This window comes from Acinetobacter rudis (assembly GCF_000829675.1).
GTDB lineage: Bacteria > Pseudomonadota > Gammaproteobacteria > Pseudomonadales > Moraxellaceae > Acinetobacter > Acinetobacter rudis.
Genome location: NZ_BBRX01000070.1, coordinates 1 through 18967 on the forward strand (window position 1 = coordinate 1; position 18967 = coordinate 18967).

14 protein-coding genes are annotated in these 18967 nt (G+C 39.7%); all 14 read right to left on the minus strand.

The window, feature by feature from the left end:
* A partial coding sequence (acnA, locus tag Aru01_RS15085; RefSeq protein WP_042111551.1) for an aconitate hydratase AcnA occupies positions 1-2647 on the minus strand: 2647 nt, incomplete at its 3' end.
* Between the two features lie 198 nt (positions 2648-2845).
* Positions 2846-3673, minus strand: a complete 828-nt coding sequence (locus Aru01_RS15090) for a TatD family hydrolase (RefSeq protein ID WP_016657536.1) — start codon at positions 3671-3673, stop codon at positions 2846-2848.
* 23 nt (positions 3674-3696) lie between these two features.
* Positions 3697-4683 carry an RsiV family protein gene (locus Aru01_RS15095; protein WP_016657537.1) on the minus strand — a complete coding sequence of 329 codons (987 nt, stop codon included), beginning with the start codon at positions 4681-4683 and terminating at the stop codon, positions 3697-3699.
* Between the two features lie 84 nt (positions 4684-4767).
* Positions 4768-5583, minus strand: a complete 816-nt coding sequence (locus Aru01_RS15100; RefSeq protein ID WP_016657538.1) for a hypothetical protein — start codon at positions 5581-5583, stop codon at positions 4768-4770.
* 104 nt (positions 5584-5687) lie between these two features.
* Positions 5688-7277 carry a peptide chain release factor 3 gene (locus tag Aru01_RS15105; RefSeq protein ID WP_016657539.1) on the minus strand — a complete coding sequence of 530 codons (1590 nt, stop codon included), beginning with the start codon at positions 7275-7277 and terminating at the stop codon, positions 5688-5690.
* A 532-nt stretch (positions 7278-7809) separates the two neighbouring features.
* On the minus strand, positions 7810-9264 hold the full coding sequence (locus tag Aru01_RS15110; RefSeq protein ID WP_016657540.1) for a surface lipoprotein assembly modifier: 1455 nt from the start codon (positions 9262-9264) through the stop codon (positions 7810-7812).
* Positions 9265-9364: 100 nt separating this feature from the next.
* Positions 9365-10195 (minus strand): Slam-dependent surface lipoprotein, encoded by an 831-nt coding sequence (locus tag Aru01_RS15115; protein WP_016657541.1) that lies wholly within the window; start codon positions 10193-10195, stop codon positions 9365-9367.
* 409 nt (positions 10196-10604) lie between these two features.
* A complete protein-coding gene (locus Aru01_RS15120; protein ID WP_042111553.1) occupies positions 10605-13634 on the minus strand; it encodes a TonB-dependent receptor in 3030 nt (1009 codons plus the stop codon).
* Between the two features lie 161 nt (positions 13635-13795).
* Positions 13796-14674, minus strand: coding sequence for a FecR family protein (locus Aru01_RS15125; protein WP_016657543.1), 879 nt, complete (start codon positions 14672-14674; stop codon positions 13796-13798).
* Positions 14658-15212: an RNA polymerase sigma factor gene (locus Aru01_RS15130; RefSeq protein ID WP_016657544.1), complete on the minus strand. Its 555-nt coding sequence runs from the start codon at positions 15210-15212 to the stop codon at positions 14658-14660. The genes Aru01_RS15125 and Aru01_RS15130 overlap by 17 nt, the downstream gene beginning before the upstream one ends.
* A 154-nt stretch (positions 15213-15366) precedes the next feature.
* Entirely contained in the window at positions 15367-15792 is a 426-nt protein-coding gene (locus tag Aru01_RS15135) for a YbaN family protein (protein WP_016657545.1), read from the minus strand.
* 23 nt (positions 15793-15815) lie between these two features.
* Positions 15816-16412 carry a biliverdin-producing heme oxygenase gene (locus Aru01_RS15140; protein WP_016657546.1) on the minus strand — a complete coding sequence of 199 codons (597 nt, stop codon included), beginning with the start codon at positions 16410-16412 and terminating at the stop codon, positions 15816-15818.
* Positions 16413-16454: 42 nt separating this feature from the next.
* Positions 16455-17336 carry an energy transducer TonB gene (locus Aru01_RS15145; protein ID WP_016657547.1) on the minus strand — a complete coding sequence of 294 codons (882 nt, stop codon included), beginning with the start codon at positions 17334-17336 and terminating at the stop codon, positions 16455-16457.
* A 269-nt stretch (positions 17337-17605) separates the two neighbouring features.
* On the minus strand, positions 17606-18967 hold a 1362-nt coding region (locus Aru01_RS15150; protein ID WP_169744964.1), incomplete at its 5' end, for a carboxy terminal-processing peptidase.

The window sequence follows — 18967 nt, forward strand, 5'->3', positions numbered from 1 at the left end:
CTTGACGACCATCTGCTCGAGTCAGTTGTACATCGAGTTGTTGTTGAACTTTAAGATCATTGTTGATACCAACAATAGTTAATTGCTCTTCTCCTGTAAGCTGCCAGCTAAGGCGACTCTGCCCAGGAAGGAATTGTAGTGGCAACACCCCCATTCCGATAAGATTAGAACGATGGATCCGCTCGAAGCTTTCAGCAATCACGGCTTTCACCCCCAGTAAGTTGGTTCCCTTCGCCGCCCAATCACGTGATGAACCGGTACCATATTCCTTACCTGCAATAATCACCAATGGCGTCGTATCCGCTTGATAAAGCATAGCAGCATCGTAAATCGACATCTGCTGAGCAGTCGGGATATAACGGGTATAACCGCCCTCTACACCATCAAGCATTTCATTTTTAATGCGTACGTTCGCAAAAGTACCACGCATCATCACTTCATGATTACCACGGCGTGAACCATAAGAGTTAAAGTTCTCAGGCGAAACACCATGTTCTAGCAAATATTGACCGGCTGGACTCTGTTCTTTGATATTACCTGCAGGCGAAATATGATCTGTTGTTACCGAATCCCCCAAGATGGCTAAAATTCTAGCTTGCTGAATATCTTGTAGTGGAGCAGCTGGTTTATGGATGTCATCAAAAAATGGTGGATGACGAATATAAGTAGAGTCATCCTGCCAAACATACGTTTTACTTGCTGGAATCTGAATGGACTGCCACTGTTCATCCCCTTTAAATACTTCAGCATATTGGGTCTTAAACATCTGAGTATTGACATACTGCACTGCTTGATTGATCTCGTGCTGACTAGGCCAAATATCTTTAAGAAAAACCTGATTGCCTTGTGCATCTACACCCAAAACCGCTTGAGTTAGGTCAGTCCGAATATTTCCAGCCAAAGCAAAAGCCACCACCAATGGCGGTGAAGCGAGCCAGTTACTTTTCACCAGTGGATGGACACGCCCCTCAAAGTTACGATTACCTGATAATACTGATGAGACATTTAGATCATAAGTGTAAACAGCATCTTCTATAGATTTTAGCAAAGGACCTGAGTTACCAATACATGTGGTACAACCATAACCCACCAAGTTAAAGCCAAGCTGTTGTAAGTACGGCATCAAACCAGCAGCCTCAAGATAATCAGTCACGACTTTAGAGCCAGGTGCAAGAGAGCTTTTCACCCAAGCTTTGCGCTGCAATCCTTTTTCTACGGCTTTTTTCGCTAACAAACCTGCGGCTAACATCACACTTGGGTTGGAGGTATTGGTACAAGAAGTAATCGCTGCAATGACCACATCTCCATCTTGTAATGGATAACGTTTACCCTCAAGCTCACAATATGCAGCATGATCTACACTGGCATTTTGAGCATCAACAGCAGTCCCGCCACCTTCGTTGAGTAAACGTTCACACTCTTCTTTACTTGGTTTTAACTCCAAATCCAGTAAGTCTTGAAAAGTTTTTGCCACATCTGTTAAAACGACACGATCCTGTGGGCGTTTTGGCCCAGCAACACTTGCCACCACCTCAGCCATATCTAGACTTAAGTGGTCACTAAAAATAGGTTCATCACCAACTTCACGCCAGAGTCCTTGTAACTTACTATATGCCTCTGTCAGTGCTAAGGTCTCTGCACTACGTCCAGTTAAACGCATATAATCTAATGTCACCTGATCAACAGGGAAAAACCCACAAGTTGCACCATATTCAGGTGCCATATTGGCTATGGTGGCACGGTCTGCCAGTGGTAATTCAGCCAAACCATCACCATAGAACTCGACAAATTTCCCCACCACACCTTTTTTTCGTAGCATCTGGGTGATGGTTAAAACTAAGTCTGTTGCTGTTCTTCCTTCAGGAAGTTTACCTGTTAACTTAAAACCGACCACTTCAGGAATCAGCATCGAAATCGGTTGCCCCAACATCGCAGCTTCAGCTTCAATTCCACCGACACCCCATCCCAATACACCTAAGCCATTAATCATGGTGGTATGCGAATCCGTCCCAACTAAGGTATCTGGAAAAGCAAAAACTTGACCGTCAACCTGATCTGTTGCAACTACTGTTGCCAAATACTCTAAATTAACCTGATGACAGATCCCTGTGCCAGGTGGTACTACACGAAATTGCTCAAATGCTGTCTGTCCCCAACGTAGAAACTGATAACGCTCTGCATTACGCTGCATTTCCAAATGCACATTATCAGCAAAAGCATGTTCACTGGCATAAGCATCCACCATGACAGAATGGTCAATAACAAGATCAACTGGAGATAGCGGATTGATTTTCTCAGGATTCCCTCCTGCTTTGGCCATAGCCTCACGCATGGCAGCCAAGTCAACAACTGCAGGCACGCCTGTGAAGTCTTGCATTAAAACACGTGCAGGATGGTACTCAATCTCATGTTGTACATTTTGCTGTTGCTGCCAAGCAAATATAGCTTCAATATGCTGCAGACTGGCTTCTGATTGCTCAGCAAAACGTAATAAATTTTCTAACAACACCTTGAGTGATTTGGGAAGCCTGCTAAGCGAACCTAATTTTTGCTCTGCGCGCTGTAAACTAAAAACTTGATATTCATGATCTCCCACTCGAAGTTGAGTTTGAGTATCTAGAATATTTAACTGACTATACTTAGACATCGCCTTTGCTCCTTGATGGCCTTTATGCTGCAAGACTGGCATTGTGCTTTGTTTTTATCATGTGATTGTTTATGAACTTATTTACGTGATTACTTATAGCAAAACTTCTATTGATATAAATAGATAGTAATCTTACTACATCACTTTACGCTTAAAAATAATACAAAAATAGGATAACAGATAAAGTCATGTAAAAGATCAAGAATCATTTATTGAAGTTGTATCTAAGTGCAAAGCAGCTAAGGAATTGTTCCATAACACATCAGCTAATTGTGCTTGTGGTAATGCTAAATATTCAGCCAAAGCAGCTTGTACATAGGGTAAGTTGGCTGGAGTATTGCGTGTCCTTAACTGATTTGCTTGTTGGCAACATAGAGGCGTCATATCTGGACAGTCGGTCTCGATTACCAAATGCTCTGCCCCAACAGCTTGGATCACTTGATGTAGCTTTTTTGCATTTGGATTAGTGACTTGACCCGTGACCCCTATTTTAAAACCCAATTTAATCAATGCCTTTGCTTCTTCAACCCCACCACTAAAGGCATGTGCAATTCCCCCCAAGTTAAATTTGTGCTGTTTAAGTTGAGCCAATACGGCGGCATGTGACTTACGAATGTGTAAAAGTATGGGTTTTTGATAGTGCTGTGCTAACTCTATTTGTGCAGCAAAAAATGCCTGTTGTTTTGCAAATAGATTGGGCTGTTTATGCACTGTTAAAAAAGTGTCCAAACCAATTTCACCAATAGCCACACAGTGCTGCTGTTGCAAAATTTGCTCTAATTGGTCGATATGCTCTGTTTCATGCTGTTCTATGTAAAAAGGATGTAAACCTGGTGCTAAATAACTTTTCGGTGCATCAGACCATCGATTGATGGCCAAATGTGTTGCCACTAAGCGTGGAAAACCTTCAGCTAAAAAACCAATCAACACCAAAGCATCAACGCCAGCAGCTTTTGCATCACTGGCTAATTGCTCGCGGTCATGATCAAAATCAGTGACATCAAAATGGGTATGAGTATCAAACACAGGCTTACTCTACTTTGGTTTGATTAGGGCTTAGCCGCCGTATTGACTTGAGCTGAGCCACTCGCCGCTTGCTCAACATTCGACACTTTAGGCAAATACTCAGTTTTGACTATACCGTTGAGCTGGTCATAAGGTATTTCAAAGCGTGGTAATCCCACAGCATAAGGACCGATTTCATATTCACCATACTGTAAAATCAAACCATTTTTGCCTAAATAAAAATTGTCCGTCAAAGTAAACTTCCATACCTGCTCATATTCCACAACATTGCTAGCTAACTCTGAGTCAAGCACCCAAGTTTTAAACTGTTGATAGACGAGTTTTTCTAAAGCACTACGTTGATTATCTTCCAATAAATCTGAAAGTTTCACTGGCTTTTCTCGATCAAGATCAAAATTAAAATAGTGTTGTGCTGAAGTCCCATGTGCCCCGCCCATATAACTACTGCTATTGAGGACGACTGTTGCAATTGGCGCTTCGGTATTTAAAATTCTTGGGCTAATATTCAAGCTAATCTTGTGTGAAACACCTTTGGTTTTTAAGTCTTGATCTATCGCAAGGAAAGTATTGCGAAAAGGCAGCAGTTGGTCTGTCAATAGCTGTAGTGGCGTCGGTGTTATGATCACTGTACTTGTCGCTTGTTGATCTACTTTATTATTTGTAGATTGGCCTGTAGATTTAAGCTGAGGTTTTTTAGCTTGATCTACAAATGACAACATTGCAGAAAGTTCAGCCAATATAGCCTGATCAATCAATTGATCTAAGGCAGGCTGATTACTCTGCAAACGTTCCACGGACAGTTCCGGACAAATTTTTCCCTTACATGCTGGCAAATCTAACTGTACTTTTTCAGTGACGCCTTGCAGGCTTGGGCGTACTTCTTCAACAGGCTGTGATGCAACTGTTGTCGTTTCTTCAACACTTTTCTCTGTTTTTTTTGGCTGACACGCGGATAAGGCTAAACTCGCGCATAAAACTGCAAGTGCTAACGTCGTTTTAGTATTTGGCATGCGTATAACCTTTAAATTATATTTCACTTGAGTTCTAGACTAACTGGCAAAGTGCTTGTACTCAACCTCGTTTTGTCACAGTGATTAAAACATCGCTTGAAAAATATCAGCTTTTAATATTTGTTGGGTTTGCGCTTTACTGAGATAAATATTTAATGCAGTTGCATCCATCGCAATTTGATTCATTCGATAGTGCAAACCTATCCCTTCTTGATCAAAAAACCAATCTGCACTCTGCCAATCTAAACGCTTTTCACTACTAGCACGTGCAACTTTATTTTGTTTCTTCAGCCAAGCTTGATATTCCTTTTGCACCCAAGCGTCGAGTTGTTGGACTTGTTGTTCCTGAACAATCTCAGCAAGACCAATTGAACGCTTCAATTTACGATCTGCGACGTTAAAATATTGGCGCTGTGTTATTCGAGTATCCCCTTGCTGACTGTCTACAGCGACTTGTAAAAGCACATATTGATTGCGCTGTGCTGCTATTTTACTTTGAATGGTCAATTGGAAAGCTTGGTTATGTTCAAATTCTTTTTGCCAGTCTCGTGATTTTTCAGCATAGTCGGCCAGTGCCTGTGACAAACTCGCAGGATGACTTTGACCAATCTGTTGACTAATTACACGCGCAAGTTGCTGAGTAATCCAATCATTTAGCCATACATCTTGGGTATGTAAAGTTTGTATAGTGAAATCTACACAGTTTTTCTTTTCACAAGCAGGCAAGCCTTCTAACAAAGGTCGTTGTTGCACATCTAAATAAGGAAGCACTTCAGCAAATTGCTGCTCGTTATTTTGCGCAGTGACTGGCTGTTCATGGCTATTTTTTGAATCACAACCGATGAATAACCCCGTAATACTGCTCATCCCTAAGATTAGGACACATTGTTTGAGTTTCATCTTAAGTTTGCCTATTTGCCAAATAAAAGAATATTAAAACAAAAGCAGCTCCATAAAGAAGCTGCTTTGCCTAGAAAAACATTTAAATTTGATCTATATCGAAATTAGTGTTCGCGAGTTGAACGGAACTCAATATCAGGATAACGCTCTTGCATAAGCTGCAAGTTTACGCGGCTAGGTGCCAAATAAGTCAAATGACCACCGCCATCAACAGACAATTGATCGTGTGCTTTTTTCTTGAATTCGTTAAATTTCTTTTCATCATCACAAGACACCCAGCGCACAGTATTAATATTGACTGGCTCATAAATACAATCCACTTTGTATTCTTCTTTAAGTCGATAAGCGACCACATCAAACTGGAGTACCCCGACTGCACCCACGATCAAATCATTACTGACCTGTGGCATAAATACCTGTGTCGCGCCTTCTTCTGATAGCTCTTTCAAGCCTTTTTGTAGTTGCTTCGACTTCAGTGGATCTCGTAAACGTACACGGCGGAACATTTCAGGTGCGAAGTGTGGAATACCCGTGAAGTGTAAGTTTTCACCTGAACTAAAAGTATCACCAATTTGAATTGTACCGTGGTTGTGTAAACCAATGATATCACCAGGCCAAGCTTGTTCAAGCTGCTCACGTTCACCCGCTAAGAATGTCAAAGCATCACTAATACGTACATCTTTACCTATACGCACGTGATTCATTTTTAAACCTTTTTCATATTTACCTGAGCAAATACGCATAAAGGCAATACGGTCACGGTGTTTAGGGTCCATATTTGCTTGAATTTTGAAAACAAAACCAGAGAAACCTTCCTCAGTTGCTTCAACAATACGTTCTTTGGTTGGGTGTGCTTTAGGCTGTGGAGCCCAAGCTAAGAAAGTATCCAAGACATGATCTACAGCAAAGTTACCTAATGCAGTACCAAATAATACTGGGGTTTGCTTACCTGCTAAGAATTTCTCACGGTCCAAAGGCTCATTGGCCATTTGAACCAACTCTAAAGATTCTTCAAATGCTGCAAAAGCTAAATCACCCACCTTGTCACGCAGATCAGCATGGTCATAACCTTCACGAACTTCAATATCAGTGATCGTTGAACCAAAGCCAGCTTTATAAACATAGAACTTGTTATCGAGTAGGCTATATACACCTGCGAAATCGCGTCCCATACCCAGTGGCCAAGTCAAAGGCACACACTGGATATTTAAGACATTTTCAATCTCATCCAAAAGCTCAAGTGGCTCACGAATTTCGCGGTCCATTTTGTTGACGAAAGAAATAATTGGTGTATCGCGCATACGACACACTTCCATCAATTTAATGGTACGATCCTCAACTCCTTTTGCACCATCAATGACCATCAGTGCTGAGTCTACTGCTGTCAGTGTGCGGTAAGTATCTTCTGAGAAATCTTCATGTCCCGGAGTATCTAGAAGGTTGATCGTGTGATTTTTATAAGGAAACTGCATCACAGATGTGGTAATCGAAATCCCACGCTCTTTTTCCATTTCCATCCAATCCGAGGTTGCGCCGCGATCTGATTTACGGCTTTTCACCATACCAGCAACCTGAATTGCTTTACCCCACAACAGTAATTTTTCTGTCATTGTGGTTTTACCCGCATCGGGGTGGGAAATAATGGCAAAAGTTCTGCGCGAAGCAACTTCTTTAGCTAATTGATCTTTAAACATAAGTTAAATCTGCTTGATACTCACACCGCAAGCCAAGCATATTGAGTTCAATAGCTTTAACCAGAACAAATGTGATGGGAAAATTCTAAAATTGCGCACATTGTATATGAATCTGTGCTGAGCTTCTATCTTGAATCCGTCGCAACACTGTTGATTGAAAGCGCTGCATGATACAGTTTTAGAGACTCAGCATTTCTCTATTACTCAGATAGGACCAACATTTTCATATGAATATTGATTATGCTTAAACATACAAAAATTCTGATCGTCATCGCCTTATTACTGTCACTTGTGCCGATTTATATGGCGAAGACTTCTATGGTTTACTCTGAATACTGTCTGAGTGAATACTGGTATACCGAAGCACCCGTTTGTCGATTGGATCTTGCCAACACATTCATAGCGACAACCCTATATTTTATGATCTTTTTTCTGATCCTTTTTTGCTGTGTAAATCTGATTCGCTTCATCTACTCTTTGATATTGAAAAAAAAATAATGGGCGCTGAAAAAAAATCTTAGCACCCACCTCGCTAAAAACGATATTCCAATTTAAAACTTGCATTATGTTTATCGTAGGAATAGAACCAATCCACGTTACTTTTATTTCTATTGTATTGATACATCAAACTAGGAATCATCCCATAAAACTCCCACTTTGGAGCACTCACAATGAGCATATGGTTTTGCTCAAAATCATCGCGCTTCGCCTCTAAAAATTTGTTGAACTTATCGTACTGGCGCCAACGGAACGAACTAAAGAGTGTCGCATTAAAATCCTGTGCAAACTGTTTACTCAAACCTAGACGTATACCCTGCTGTTGATATGCGGTGAAATACACCTCCTCGCTATTGTGATCAATAAAATCAATCCCCCCAAATAAAGTCCACTGCTTTGGTAAAACTTTCCAAAATGTAGCAAAGCCTGAACTTTCTACACCGCTTTGGTTTGAATACAAGACATTATCAATATCCTTAAACTCAGCTTCCAACTTAAATGCCTTATCTTTACCCACAAAACGCATCCACTCCACACGCCCTCCCCACGCATTGGATAAACTCTTGTTTTGATATCGACGATGCTCAAAAACAGGGGCGATTAAAATTTGATTGCGCTGATCTTGATAGCTATAACCTGCATTTAAATTTAGAGTCATTTCATTAAAGTTTTTATGGTCATCATAAGCGCGACCATACCCAAACGCTTTAAATGCAATCCCATGGTTATCCTGCAAAGACCAACGTTTATTTAAAGCGACTTCGTAATCAAATGCCTGAGCATCGATTGGATCTGGTGTACCTCTAGTCTCCTGTTTAACTAAAATCTTGTTACCGTCCTGATCTATTACATAGTGGGAAGTAATAGCTTTGTGATCTGATGCACTATTAATATTCGTTGCATAACGTGTGCCTAAACTCAGACTCCCTTGCCACTCATCACGTTTATTTAAACCTTTTAAATAGACATCTATTGTTTTAGTAATACTCTGAATCAGTGGATCATCGCTATGCTGTAACTCTTGCTTTACCTCTAAGAACAAGTACTTTGCTTGTTGGTTTTTTTGCCGCTCTGTGAGTAGTCGTGCCAGTTCGAGTTTAATCATGGCGTTGTTCGGTTGAAGGAGCAGTGCATCTTTAAAATATTGCTCAGCTTCGTCCTGATGACCTTGCACGCGAGCCAAAGCCCCTTGTGCAAATTTCAGCAATGAAACATCGTAACCTTCTAACTTTTCATAACGCTGCAAATAAATGCTGGCAGCTGACCATTGTTTTTGCATCACTGCAATATATAAAGCTCGACCAAGATCATTGAGGTTGTTTTCAACTTTAATCATTTCTCCATCAATGACCATGGTCGGTAGTTGATCTTGTTTTTGTTGTTCAATTAGTGGTTTTTGCTTTTCTATATTTTGCTGTAATAGGCCCTGATCCAAACGTAATCTTGTATCACTATCCTCCGCTGCAAAGAGCAGTGATGGGAGAGCCATACAAATAAACAGAGCACTTATTTTTTTCACAGTTTTGTTATCCAATTAACAGCTTTAAATCCCGAAAGACTTGCCTAGACAAGCCTTTCAGTTTCAATGATTAGTTCTTCACACCACCAAAAGCGGTATCGTATTTGCTATCTGCAAATTGAGAGATACCAGCTAGAGTGTCAGCATTTGCTCCGAAAAAGTGACCTGAGGTAACACCATGCTGTGTGTTATTTGCAGTTGCCGTTCCAGTGAACGCCCCTGTGCTACTTGAAATTGATGCATTAACATCGAGTGCTTTTACTGTGCCTGCTGAAGCAGTTAATGTTCCATTTAAAGTTCCTGCATTAAAGTCAGCATTGAACTTACCTGCCAAATTAGCGCCATTGTTGATACCCGCAACGGTATACACCGCTGTACCGCTGGTTGGTACTGCACGTGCAGTATTATCACCAGCATAGTAAACAGTATGTGACGCACCCGTTACAGCATCTGTACTCCCCCACCACTCACCAAAATACGTTGCAGGCAAACTACCTTGAGTACCTGAGCTTTGTAGTACTTGTGCAAAATTAAAATTACCCAAAGCACTGTGGCTACCAGGCATTGAAGATGCAGGAATCGCACTAACTTTAAGATGCAGGTTATCTGCACCTGTGACTGATACGGTTTTATTAATATTTGAAGTACCAGAAGCCGTAAACGCCCCAGCCAAGCCTTGTAAAGCGCTAAACCCTAAAAAACCATTGTAAGGCGCAGCAGCAGAAGCTACAGACAAGGCCGCAGTTCCACCTTGATGATCTCCAGGAAGATTACTTCCTGCTTGTACGGTACCAATCTGAATATTGGCAGCGTTGGTTGAGGTACCATCGACACCTGCATGTGCGATGACAGTTAAACCCAAAGATAAAAAAAGTACTGAAGAAACTTTTAAAAATTGCATATCCAACCTCATGATCATTATATTTAAATTTTGCTTATTATATTATTAAGGTTTTATTGCTTCGATTATAAACCTTAATAAAAATAGAATACCCAAACAAATTATTAACTCTCACATATTTCATTTAATTAATTAACATATAAAAATGGAGAGAAAACATATTTATTTATAATGATTAGAATAATCATTACAAGCACTCTAACAAGCATTAAAAATCATAAAACACAAATGATAATCAATCTCATTTGATAGTTTTAAGTTATATCAATCCCTCCACTTTATCAAGCATTATTTCAAATAATTAAACATTATATATTCACAAATATTTAGACAAAATAAATCGTCCCATTTTATTTAAAAACAGGAGGATTCATTTTAAATATCAAAATATTTTTATTAAGTTATTATTTTAAAATTTATAGGTTAATCCCAGCTTCAGTGTGCGTCCGGGCGCTGCCATCGCACTACGCGTGAGAGGATCTATATAATATTGATTAGTAATATTCGTACCCACTAACTCAACTTTTGCTTGTTCATTGATTTGATAATTTGCATATGCATCAAATAACCAAGTATCTCCCCATGCCAGAGGAACATTTAAGTAATAACCAGAGTTTATACCTAAATCTCCATTTTTCCTTAGGTAACTTTCATACCCTTTATAATAAGTTGCACGAGCACCTAATTCTAATTTTTCGTCTAATAATCGCACACCAAACAAACCATTAAAACTCAGCTCAGGTGTTGCCATAGTGACCAAATAACCATTTGGAAAACCATCATCCACACATTTACTATAAGCACCATTATTCATGGTGTAGTTATTAACTGCATTACTTTCATCACAGACTTTATTTTTAAGATTATACGCAATACTTAAATCAGTAAAAAACCGACCATTATCAAAACGACTCTGTAACTCTAAACCTTCCAAAGTTTGTTTTTCTAAATTGGTGAACATTAGATTACTATCACGCTCAATCACATCTTCGGTTTTATGATGAAAATAGGCCAGTTTAATATCTGCATAACGTGCTGTATTAAATAAACCACGAGCATCAAATACATAACCTACTTCTGTACTAAAACTATGTTCTGGTTTTAGTCCTAGATAGGGTAATGTTGCTGAGAAGCCAACCGTACTTTCAAATAGACTCGGCATGCGGTACTCCTCTGCATAACGCGCATAAATTCGATTATGCTCATTTAACTGAATAGCCATTCCAAACTGAGGAGCCCACGCACTATCTTTTACTTTTGTCACTTCGGTGATTGGGATGGCTTGATATTTGGGACGCCAACCATTGCCCATCAGCACATAATCTTTACCTTCAACACCAATATCATTTTTATGTAACACATTGTCGTTCCAATGCATTTTCCCATTTTCATCAGCCAACCAATGTAATTGATTTTTTTGAGTCCAAATCGCACCATATAAAGCACTCGCCGTTACTGGAACATTGGTGTAATCACCATCCCAATTCGGGTTTTCCCTTTTATACGCATCACTAAAAACTTTAAGTTTTAATTTCTCAAAGTCAGTCCTTTGTTCAGGCATAGTCACATAATTAAATGTATATTCTTCATTTTTTAATTTTTGTTTAAGTTGGCTTGAACTATTTTCTCGGCCTAAATTACTGCTGAGAAAATCATCAAAAGCCCAATAATTACGATAACGCATACCCGCTTCAAATGTTAACCACTGTGTTGGACGGTAATTAAAATTAAAGTCAAAAGTCTTTTCTTCTCTTCGCCCCGCACGTGGTAAGGCTTGGAAAGTGGTGATGTTAGCGCCATGTTCCTGATATATATCATCTGAGCCCAATTTTTCTTTTAGTAAGCTCGCAGCTAGAGTTAAATCCAACTCATCCATCAAGTTTACTTTATTACTGAGATTGATGCCCTTTCGGGTATTGCTTGAGTGTGCAACTGCTGTATTGGTGATGACTTTGGTTTCAGGAAGAATCACCGTTGGCCAGCCACCACGTGTATAAGTTTCACTTTCAGTATCTGTTTGCCAAATGCTGCTTGAGAAATCAATCCAACGGTTATTTTCAGGATTATATTTATAGTCTAGGCTATATGCTTTGGAATCGACTACGCTAAGTGGCCACTGTGGAACACCTGTTTCCGGAGTTACAAACCACTGAATCCTCGAAGGTAAAATTTCACCATACTCATTTTTAGTTTGGCGATAAGTCAGTTTTAAACTTTGCTCATCTGTTGGACGATAGGTTCCTTTCAATAGCCATGATTTCATATGACTTGAAGTATTGGTCACTTCACCACCAGGTACATAAACATGAGAGAAGTATGGAATGTAATCCATACTCGATGTTGGTTCTGATTTGTTATAAAAACCCGCGTTATCGGTACCTGAAAAATAATTACCACGTTTGCGCTCAGCATAAACCGCAAGCAAATCAAACTGATCTTGCTTAGCCGCAAGTGCTATACGTCCCGCAACATCATGACCTGAAAATAAGTCATTATCACTTTTTGTTTTGCTTTGCTTATAAATATCAGGGTCATAAAGTGCCCCGTCGATATTGGTCCAAGGAGGAATATCTTCATAACGTTGTCCAAGATACTGTAAACTCGGCAAATTGGGTTTAGTTGAATTATTTGACCCTTCTAATTTTATTTCTGCACCGTAGCTCTGACCAGGTCGAACAATATCATCAGCCTCTAAGGTCTTCACAACCACACCTCCACCCACGGATGTTGTAGCATCACGCTCCAGTGAAGGGCCTTTAATGACTTCAATTCCACCAATTAAATTGGGATCAATATAATTTCGATTATTGACACCGTTATAGCCTCGCCATACAGCAATTGACTGTTCAGTACCATCAATCGTCAAAGGTACACGACCTACCCCCTGAACGCCTCGTACACTGGGATCTAATGCACCACTATTTCGTGCATCCCCGCTATAAACACCCACCATTCCTTTGACCACATCAGCGGGATTGGTTCCTTTAAAACGCTCTACATACTCTTTACCCAAATATACCGAAGATCTATTTTTGTCATATACATTATCGTAACCTAGGCTATCTCGGTCCTTTTCACCATAAAGGGTAATGGTCTGCATTTGTAGCGTTGGTTGCTCTGTATCTGCCGAAGTATTTGGTACTACAGCAGCTGTAGTATCTGAGGATGCTGCTTTGACCAGTTGAGCCTTTTCAACGATGACATAAACATTGCCTTGCTTTTGAACGGTTAAGCCTGAGTTTTGTAATAAAGATGCTAAAGCCTGATCAACTGACATATTGCCTTTGATTTTGGGGGCGGTTTTCATTTGAACTTTTTCAGTAGCAGCAATCACCTCGATGCCACTTTTTTGTGCGACTTGCTGAATAGATTGCTGTAAAGACTGGCTTGGTAAATCCAAAAAGATATTTTGTGCATGAACCGATGTTGAATAAATCATCGCTGCCACCACAAAACTTAATGTTTTTTTCTTAAACCTTAACGGCTTAATCAAACTCTTTTTTTGTTTCAGCAAACCCATTGCCTTACGCCCCAATAAAAAATGATTCTTATTTACAAAGACGACTCACAACACCGAGATGTAAACCTTGTTTTCCATTTTTATTTGATTTGCCATTGTTTATCAGAAATTTTCTCAACATTCAGCTTAAATACAGCAGGAAGTACTTGCATAAACTGTTGATAATTATTAGCTTTAAATTGACCATTGACTTGAATTTTTTCCAGTTCAGGATTTTGTATATCTACCTCAAAATCTGCATATCTTTGAAAGTTTTCTATAGCTTCGATTAAAGGTGTCTGTTGAAGGACAATATCTCCAGATCTCCATGCTTGAACACTGTAGACATCAACTGCACGTATGGCTTGTAAATCCTGACGATAGTTACTCAATGACTGACCTTGAACCAGATGAATCATTGCCTTATCTGAGCCCTCAATTTTAACAGCAACCTCTCCCTGTTCGACCACAACCGTTGCATCGGTTTTATTGTGTTTTATGACATTAAAGATTGTTCCGATATCAATCACCTGCATCTGCCCAGCCGTCACTTTAAATTGTCTTTCAAAAAACTTAAAAGCTTCAAATTTCGAATGTGCTACATGAAAACTTGCTTCACCTTGATTAATTATTATCTCTCGACTTCGAATACGTTGTTGCACCTGTATATGTGTCTCTGTATTTAAGTGAATAGTTGTTCCATCATTTAAATGAAGTAAGTGCTGCTGTCCTTTGACCGTATGTACATCGAATTGCTCATAAACTGGGTTATAGCCATAAACACCAAACAACACTGCAAATACAGATAAAATTGATGTACCTAAGGCTTTTTTCTTAAACTGACGTTGTTTAGCTCTTTCTAAAATTGCTTCTTTTGAAGGCAAATAAGGTAAGACATCATCCTCAAAACTTGCTAATTTACGTTGTACTTCCTGTAAGCAAGATGATTCCGTTGTCTTACTATCACTTTTCAATGCCATCGAAATTATGCTCATCATCAAAAATTTGGGTGAAATGTTGTAGGGCTCGAGTGAAATGTTTAATCACCATGGTTCTTGAAATCCCCATTTGCTTGGCGACTTCGACTTGCGTCATCCCATAAAACTGAACCAACAAGAAGACGTCTTGGCAAGCAGGGGGTAAGGCTGAAATCGTTTTTAAAATAATCTGCGTATACTGCGCCCTTGCCACACTAAGCTCTTGTTCAGAGATTTCCATAGTACGACTACAGACATCAATGAAATCACTTTGCTCATCATCTAAACATGCAAAATATTTATTATAGCTCTTATCTTTTTTTAAAAAATCAAAGGCAATATTAATACTGACTTTCTTTAAAAAGGCGATAGGTTGAATTAAGTCTGCAAATTGTTCAGGACGTTGAAAAACCCTCAAATATGTTTCTTGAACAACATCGTTTGCGATCTGCCTATTGCCTATTTTTAAGCTGATATAATCCACCAATTCGTCATAATACTGAACCAAATGCCCATTGCTAGAAAATGTAGGATTAGTCATATCGCACACCACAAACAAAATGATTCTCATTATCATCAAATGCTTGAGTTTTGACAATCTAATTTTTGCTTCAAACTATGTTCAATCTAAGGTCCCAGCGATGATTAATCCTACAACCACATATGATCATATATAAAAAGGTTACGACACAGAACTACGTTCTTAACCACATCCAAAGTTGTACACAAAGCATAATCAAGATCACTACTGCTACAGCCCAAGGATGAGGTACGGTCAGCACCATAACCGTCGCTGCAACTGACATACTGATCAGCGATGCGATTTTAACTCTAAGCGGTAAACTGCGATTGGTTTGCCACTGTTTCAAAATCGGCGCTACAATTTTGTTATTCACGATACGCGCATGTAATTTTTCTGATCCTTTGGCAGCAAAAACTGTGGCCAAAAAATAAAAATCAAATGTAGGTAACCCAGGCACAACGATTCCTAAAGTACCGAGTGCCAAACACAGCCAGGCCAACGCAATATAAATCCATCGTGCGATCCAACTCTTTGCCAACTTAGTTGTTGGCATAGCAACCTCTGTATTTAACTCTGGTCCTGACTCTGTTTGCTTCACATCTAAACCCTTATCTGCTCACTTTATTTAAGATTTTTCAAATCTTCCAACAAATCACCGAATCGTTTAAAGCCTTGTAAAGCCCCTGCTATAATTTGGTTTTTTTCTTCCTCATTAAAGCCAGCTTCATCTAGTGTTTGCTTAAAACGCTTCCAAACAATGGCACGACCTTCTGGATAAGCAGCTAAGTTTCTTGCTGCAAAATCAGCACTAAATCCAAACTTTGCTTGTGCTTCTTTAAACAAAAATGCAGCACCCAATGTTGAGCCTTCAGAGACATAAATCCAGCCCAATGATTCAGGATAAGCCACTGTTTGTGTGGCTACAGATTGTTGCTGAGGAGAGACACCTAAGTCTTCTAGATCTTTAAATGCAGCAATAGAACGGCCACGAACATCTAAGTCCGGAATCAATCGCTGTACTTTTTCATCGAGGTATAAATTTTCTACATCTTTTTGAAAGTAATACTGTGATAGGGTGAATTGTGCATAGTTTTCCTTGCTCTCAAATGCACCTGACTGCTTCATTAATACTTCCATACGATCATGTTCACTTAATGTTTCTTGTTTAAGGCGTAACATTAAGCTGTCTTGAACATTTTGATTTGTAGATGCATTCATCTGTTGGTTCCTTTATTAAAAGTGGTTTTACAATAAATTCGGTTAGCGATTTCGACCAAGTTTGAGTTGAAAAGGGAAATCCACAACAATGGCTACTGCTTCACCATTGACTTTGTGAGGCTTAAATTTTGACTTATGCATGGCCTTAACTGCACGATCATCTAGGCTGGCAATGCCTGAACTCTGTTTGATTCGTACAGCTGTAGCTTGTCCTTTGGCATCAATTTGCAATGTAAGTATGATGAGTCGCTGCTGGTTTTGCAGTTCGCGATCATCATAACTAAACTTCCCCAAACTCAGTACATCGACCCGACTCACTGGGATCGGTGCTGCAGTTTTATCAAGAGCAGCCGTATTTTGCTCTTGTTTGCTGTCTTGACCTTGACGACTCGATGAGGCGTCATCATTTTTATTTTGCGCTGTACCGCTATTTGCTAAATTCGATGACGTCTGTGTTTGTTGTTGGCTATTTTGCTGTGTTTGATCATTCGACTGCTGGGCTTTGTCTTGCGTTGATTGTCTATTTTGATTGCTTTGTACATCATTTTTGGCTGACTTATCAGCCGTTTTAGCTTTGCTCTGCGAAGCAACTACTGTTTTTGTCGATTGTGTTGCCTGAATGATAGCAACGTGATCTGTCTTATTATTTTCAACAGTTTTTTGCTGTGATTTACTCTGCTGATGCTGTTCAGTTGTTTTACTCACTTGACTATGCGCTGCACTACTTTTTTCGACTTCTTGAGTTTTATTCAAATCAATAAATCGGACTTGCATTGAATTTTCTCTAGACGGAACAGCAATCGCAAGTTCAGTCCTTGTCTGCCAAATTAAATATAAAGCCAATAGATGACTCGCCCCTACAATGAGAAGCGTAAAATACTGAGATCTATTCTGCTGAATAGCAGCTGCTATAAACATATTCATTACATCAGTGTGCAAAACTTGTCACTCAACTGTGCTTATGCAACATACCAACAGAAGCCGTATGGATAAACAAAGCTTTGCCTTTTTCCTATTTGAGTCATTTTTAGGTTTAAAAAAACCTTCCTTTAACTCTATAGACGAATGAGCGAAGAGAAATGCCCACCTATGCAATGTAACTTTTTGTAATTACTTCTCAATTCATATTTTTCTATTCAACAAAAAACAGCCCATCTAAAGATGGGCTGTTGTAATCAATCATTCATTGCAACTTACTTTTTACTTTGTAGCTTAGCGTAATCCAACAAAATATTCGCAGCTTCATTTACATAGGTTTCTTCTTCTGGCAATGGTGGACGCTTATTTGCCTTCAGCTTAGAACGCGCCTCCGCTAAAGCTTCAATTGAAGCTTGATAGCTTTCCCAGTTTGAATAAGGTTTTTGCCCAGTTTCAGCACGGCGCTTGTTTTCAGCAGCTAAGGTTTTATTTTCCAAAGCAATCAATTCAGCTTTGCGTTGGTCAATATCCAAGACCAATTTTTTCTGGTCCTTGGTTGATTTTGCAATATCCATACGTGTTGTTAAATATTCAAACTGAATATCATTTTTTACACGTTCCTTAGACAGCTCAGCCAATTGCGGAATATAGCTACTCACATTACCTTCACGTTTAAATGGCGCAGTTGGAATAGTATCCCACTTCAAAGCATTCTTCGCTTTACGCTCACCAAACTCTTCGTCATAAATATCGACCAGTTTAATGTCAGGAACTACACCTTTATTTTGAGTACTTCCACCAGTAATACGATAGAATTTACGCTGTGTTAAGGTGGCTTGACCATAGGCCAAACTATCGAGCTGTATTTGTGCAGTCCCCTTACCTGTCGTTGTACTACCAATCACGATACCACGCCCATAATCTTGAATCGCAGCAGAATAGATTTCACTGGCAGATGCAGAGCCTAGATTAATCAACACCGCAAGTGGACCAACATAGGCAATCTCGCCATTGTCGGGATCATAAAAAGTATTGACCTGTCCATTACCATCACGGATTTGAACAACTGGACCTTCTTTTACGACTTGACCAATCATTTTAGCCACTTCGTCTAAAGAGCCCCCTGGGTTATTGCGTAAATCTACAATCACCCCATCAACTTTCTGTGCTGACAATTCATTGAGTGCATTAAGGGTATCTTGTGCAACTGAGCGATATTCTTTACCCATACGACGTGCTTCGAAGTTTAAGTAAAAAGATGGGATTTCAATAACGCCCATGTGATACTTTTTACCATCACGGGTAATTTCTACGGTACGTGAACGTACCCCCGCATCCTCTTCTTTAATCACATCACGCGTCAAATTGACGACGCGAGCCTGACTCATCGATGCGCCTGCACCCAGCAGCTTCACAGAAACTTTAGTCCCACGCTTACCACGAATCAGCCCCACGATTTCAGAACTTGGCCAACCAATCACATCAACCATTTTACCGCCATCTTGGGCAACACCAATGATGCGATCACCTGTTTTAACTTGTCCAGATTTACCTGCAGGCCCGCCTTCGGTAATGCTTTCAATACGAGTATAGTCTTCACTCTTACGATCTGGGCGAATTGCAACACCAATCCCCTC

What these genes read in the sequence shown, in the direction of transcription:
- Aru01_RS15095 (WP_016657537.1), bottom strand. Translation starts at nt 4,683, where the DNA reads ATGCCAAATACTAAAACGACGTTAGCACTTGCAGTTTTATGCGCGAGT.
- Aru01_RS15100 (WP_016657538.1), bottom strand. Translation starts at nt 5,583, where the DNA reads ATGAAACTCAAACAATGTGTCCTAATCTTAGGGATGAGCAGTATTACG.
- Aru01_RS15105 (WP_016657539.1), bottom strand. Translation starts at nt 7,277, where the DNA reads ATGTTTAAAGATCAATTAGCTAAAGAAGTTGCTTCGCGCAGAACTTTT.
- Aru01_RS15110 (WP_016657540.1), bottom strand. Translation starts at nt 9,264, where the DNA reads ATGGCTCTCCCATCACTGCTCTTTGCAGCGGAGGATAGTGATACAAGA.
- Aru01_RS15115 (WP_016657541.1), bottom strand. Translation starts at nt 10,195, where the DNA reads ATGCAATTTTTAAAAGTTTCTTCAGTACTTTTTTTATCTTTGGGTTTA.
- Aru01_RS15120 (WP_042111553.1), bottom strand. Translation starts at nt 13,634, where the DNA reads ATGATTTATTCAACATCGGTTCATGCACAAAATATCTTTTTGGATTTA.
- Aru01_RS15125 (WP_016657543.1), bottom strand. Translation starts at nt 14,674, where the DNA reads ATGGCATTGAAAAGTGATAGTAAGACAACGGAATCATCTTGCTTACAG.
- Aru01_RS15130 (WP_016657544.1), bottom strand. Translation starts at nt 15,212, where the DNA reads ATGACTAATCCTACATTTTCTAGCAATGGGCATTTGGTTCAGTATTAT.
- Aru01_RS15140 (WP_016657546.1), bottom strand. Translation starts at nt 16,412, where the DNA reads ATGAATGCATCTACAAATCAAAATGTTCAAGACAGCTTAATGTTACGC.
- Aru01_RS15145 (WP_016657547.1), bottom strand. Translation starts at nt 17,336, where the DNA reads ATGAATATGTTTATAGCAGCTGCTATTCAGCAGAATAGATCTCAGTAT.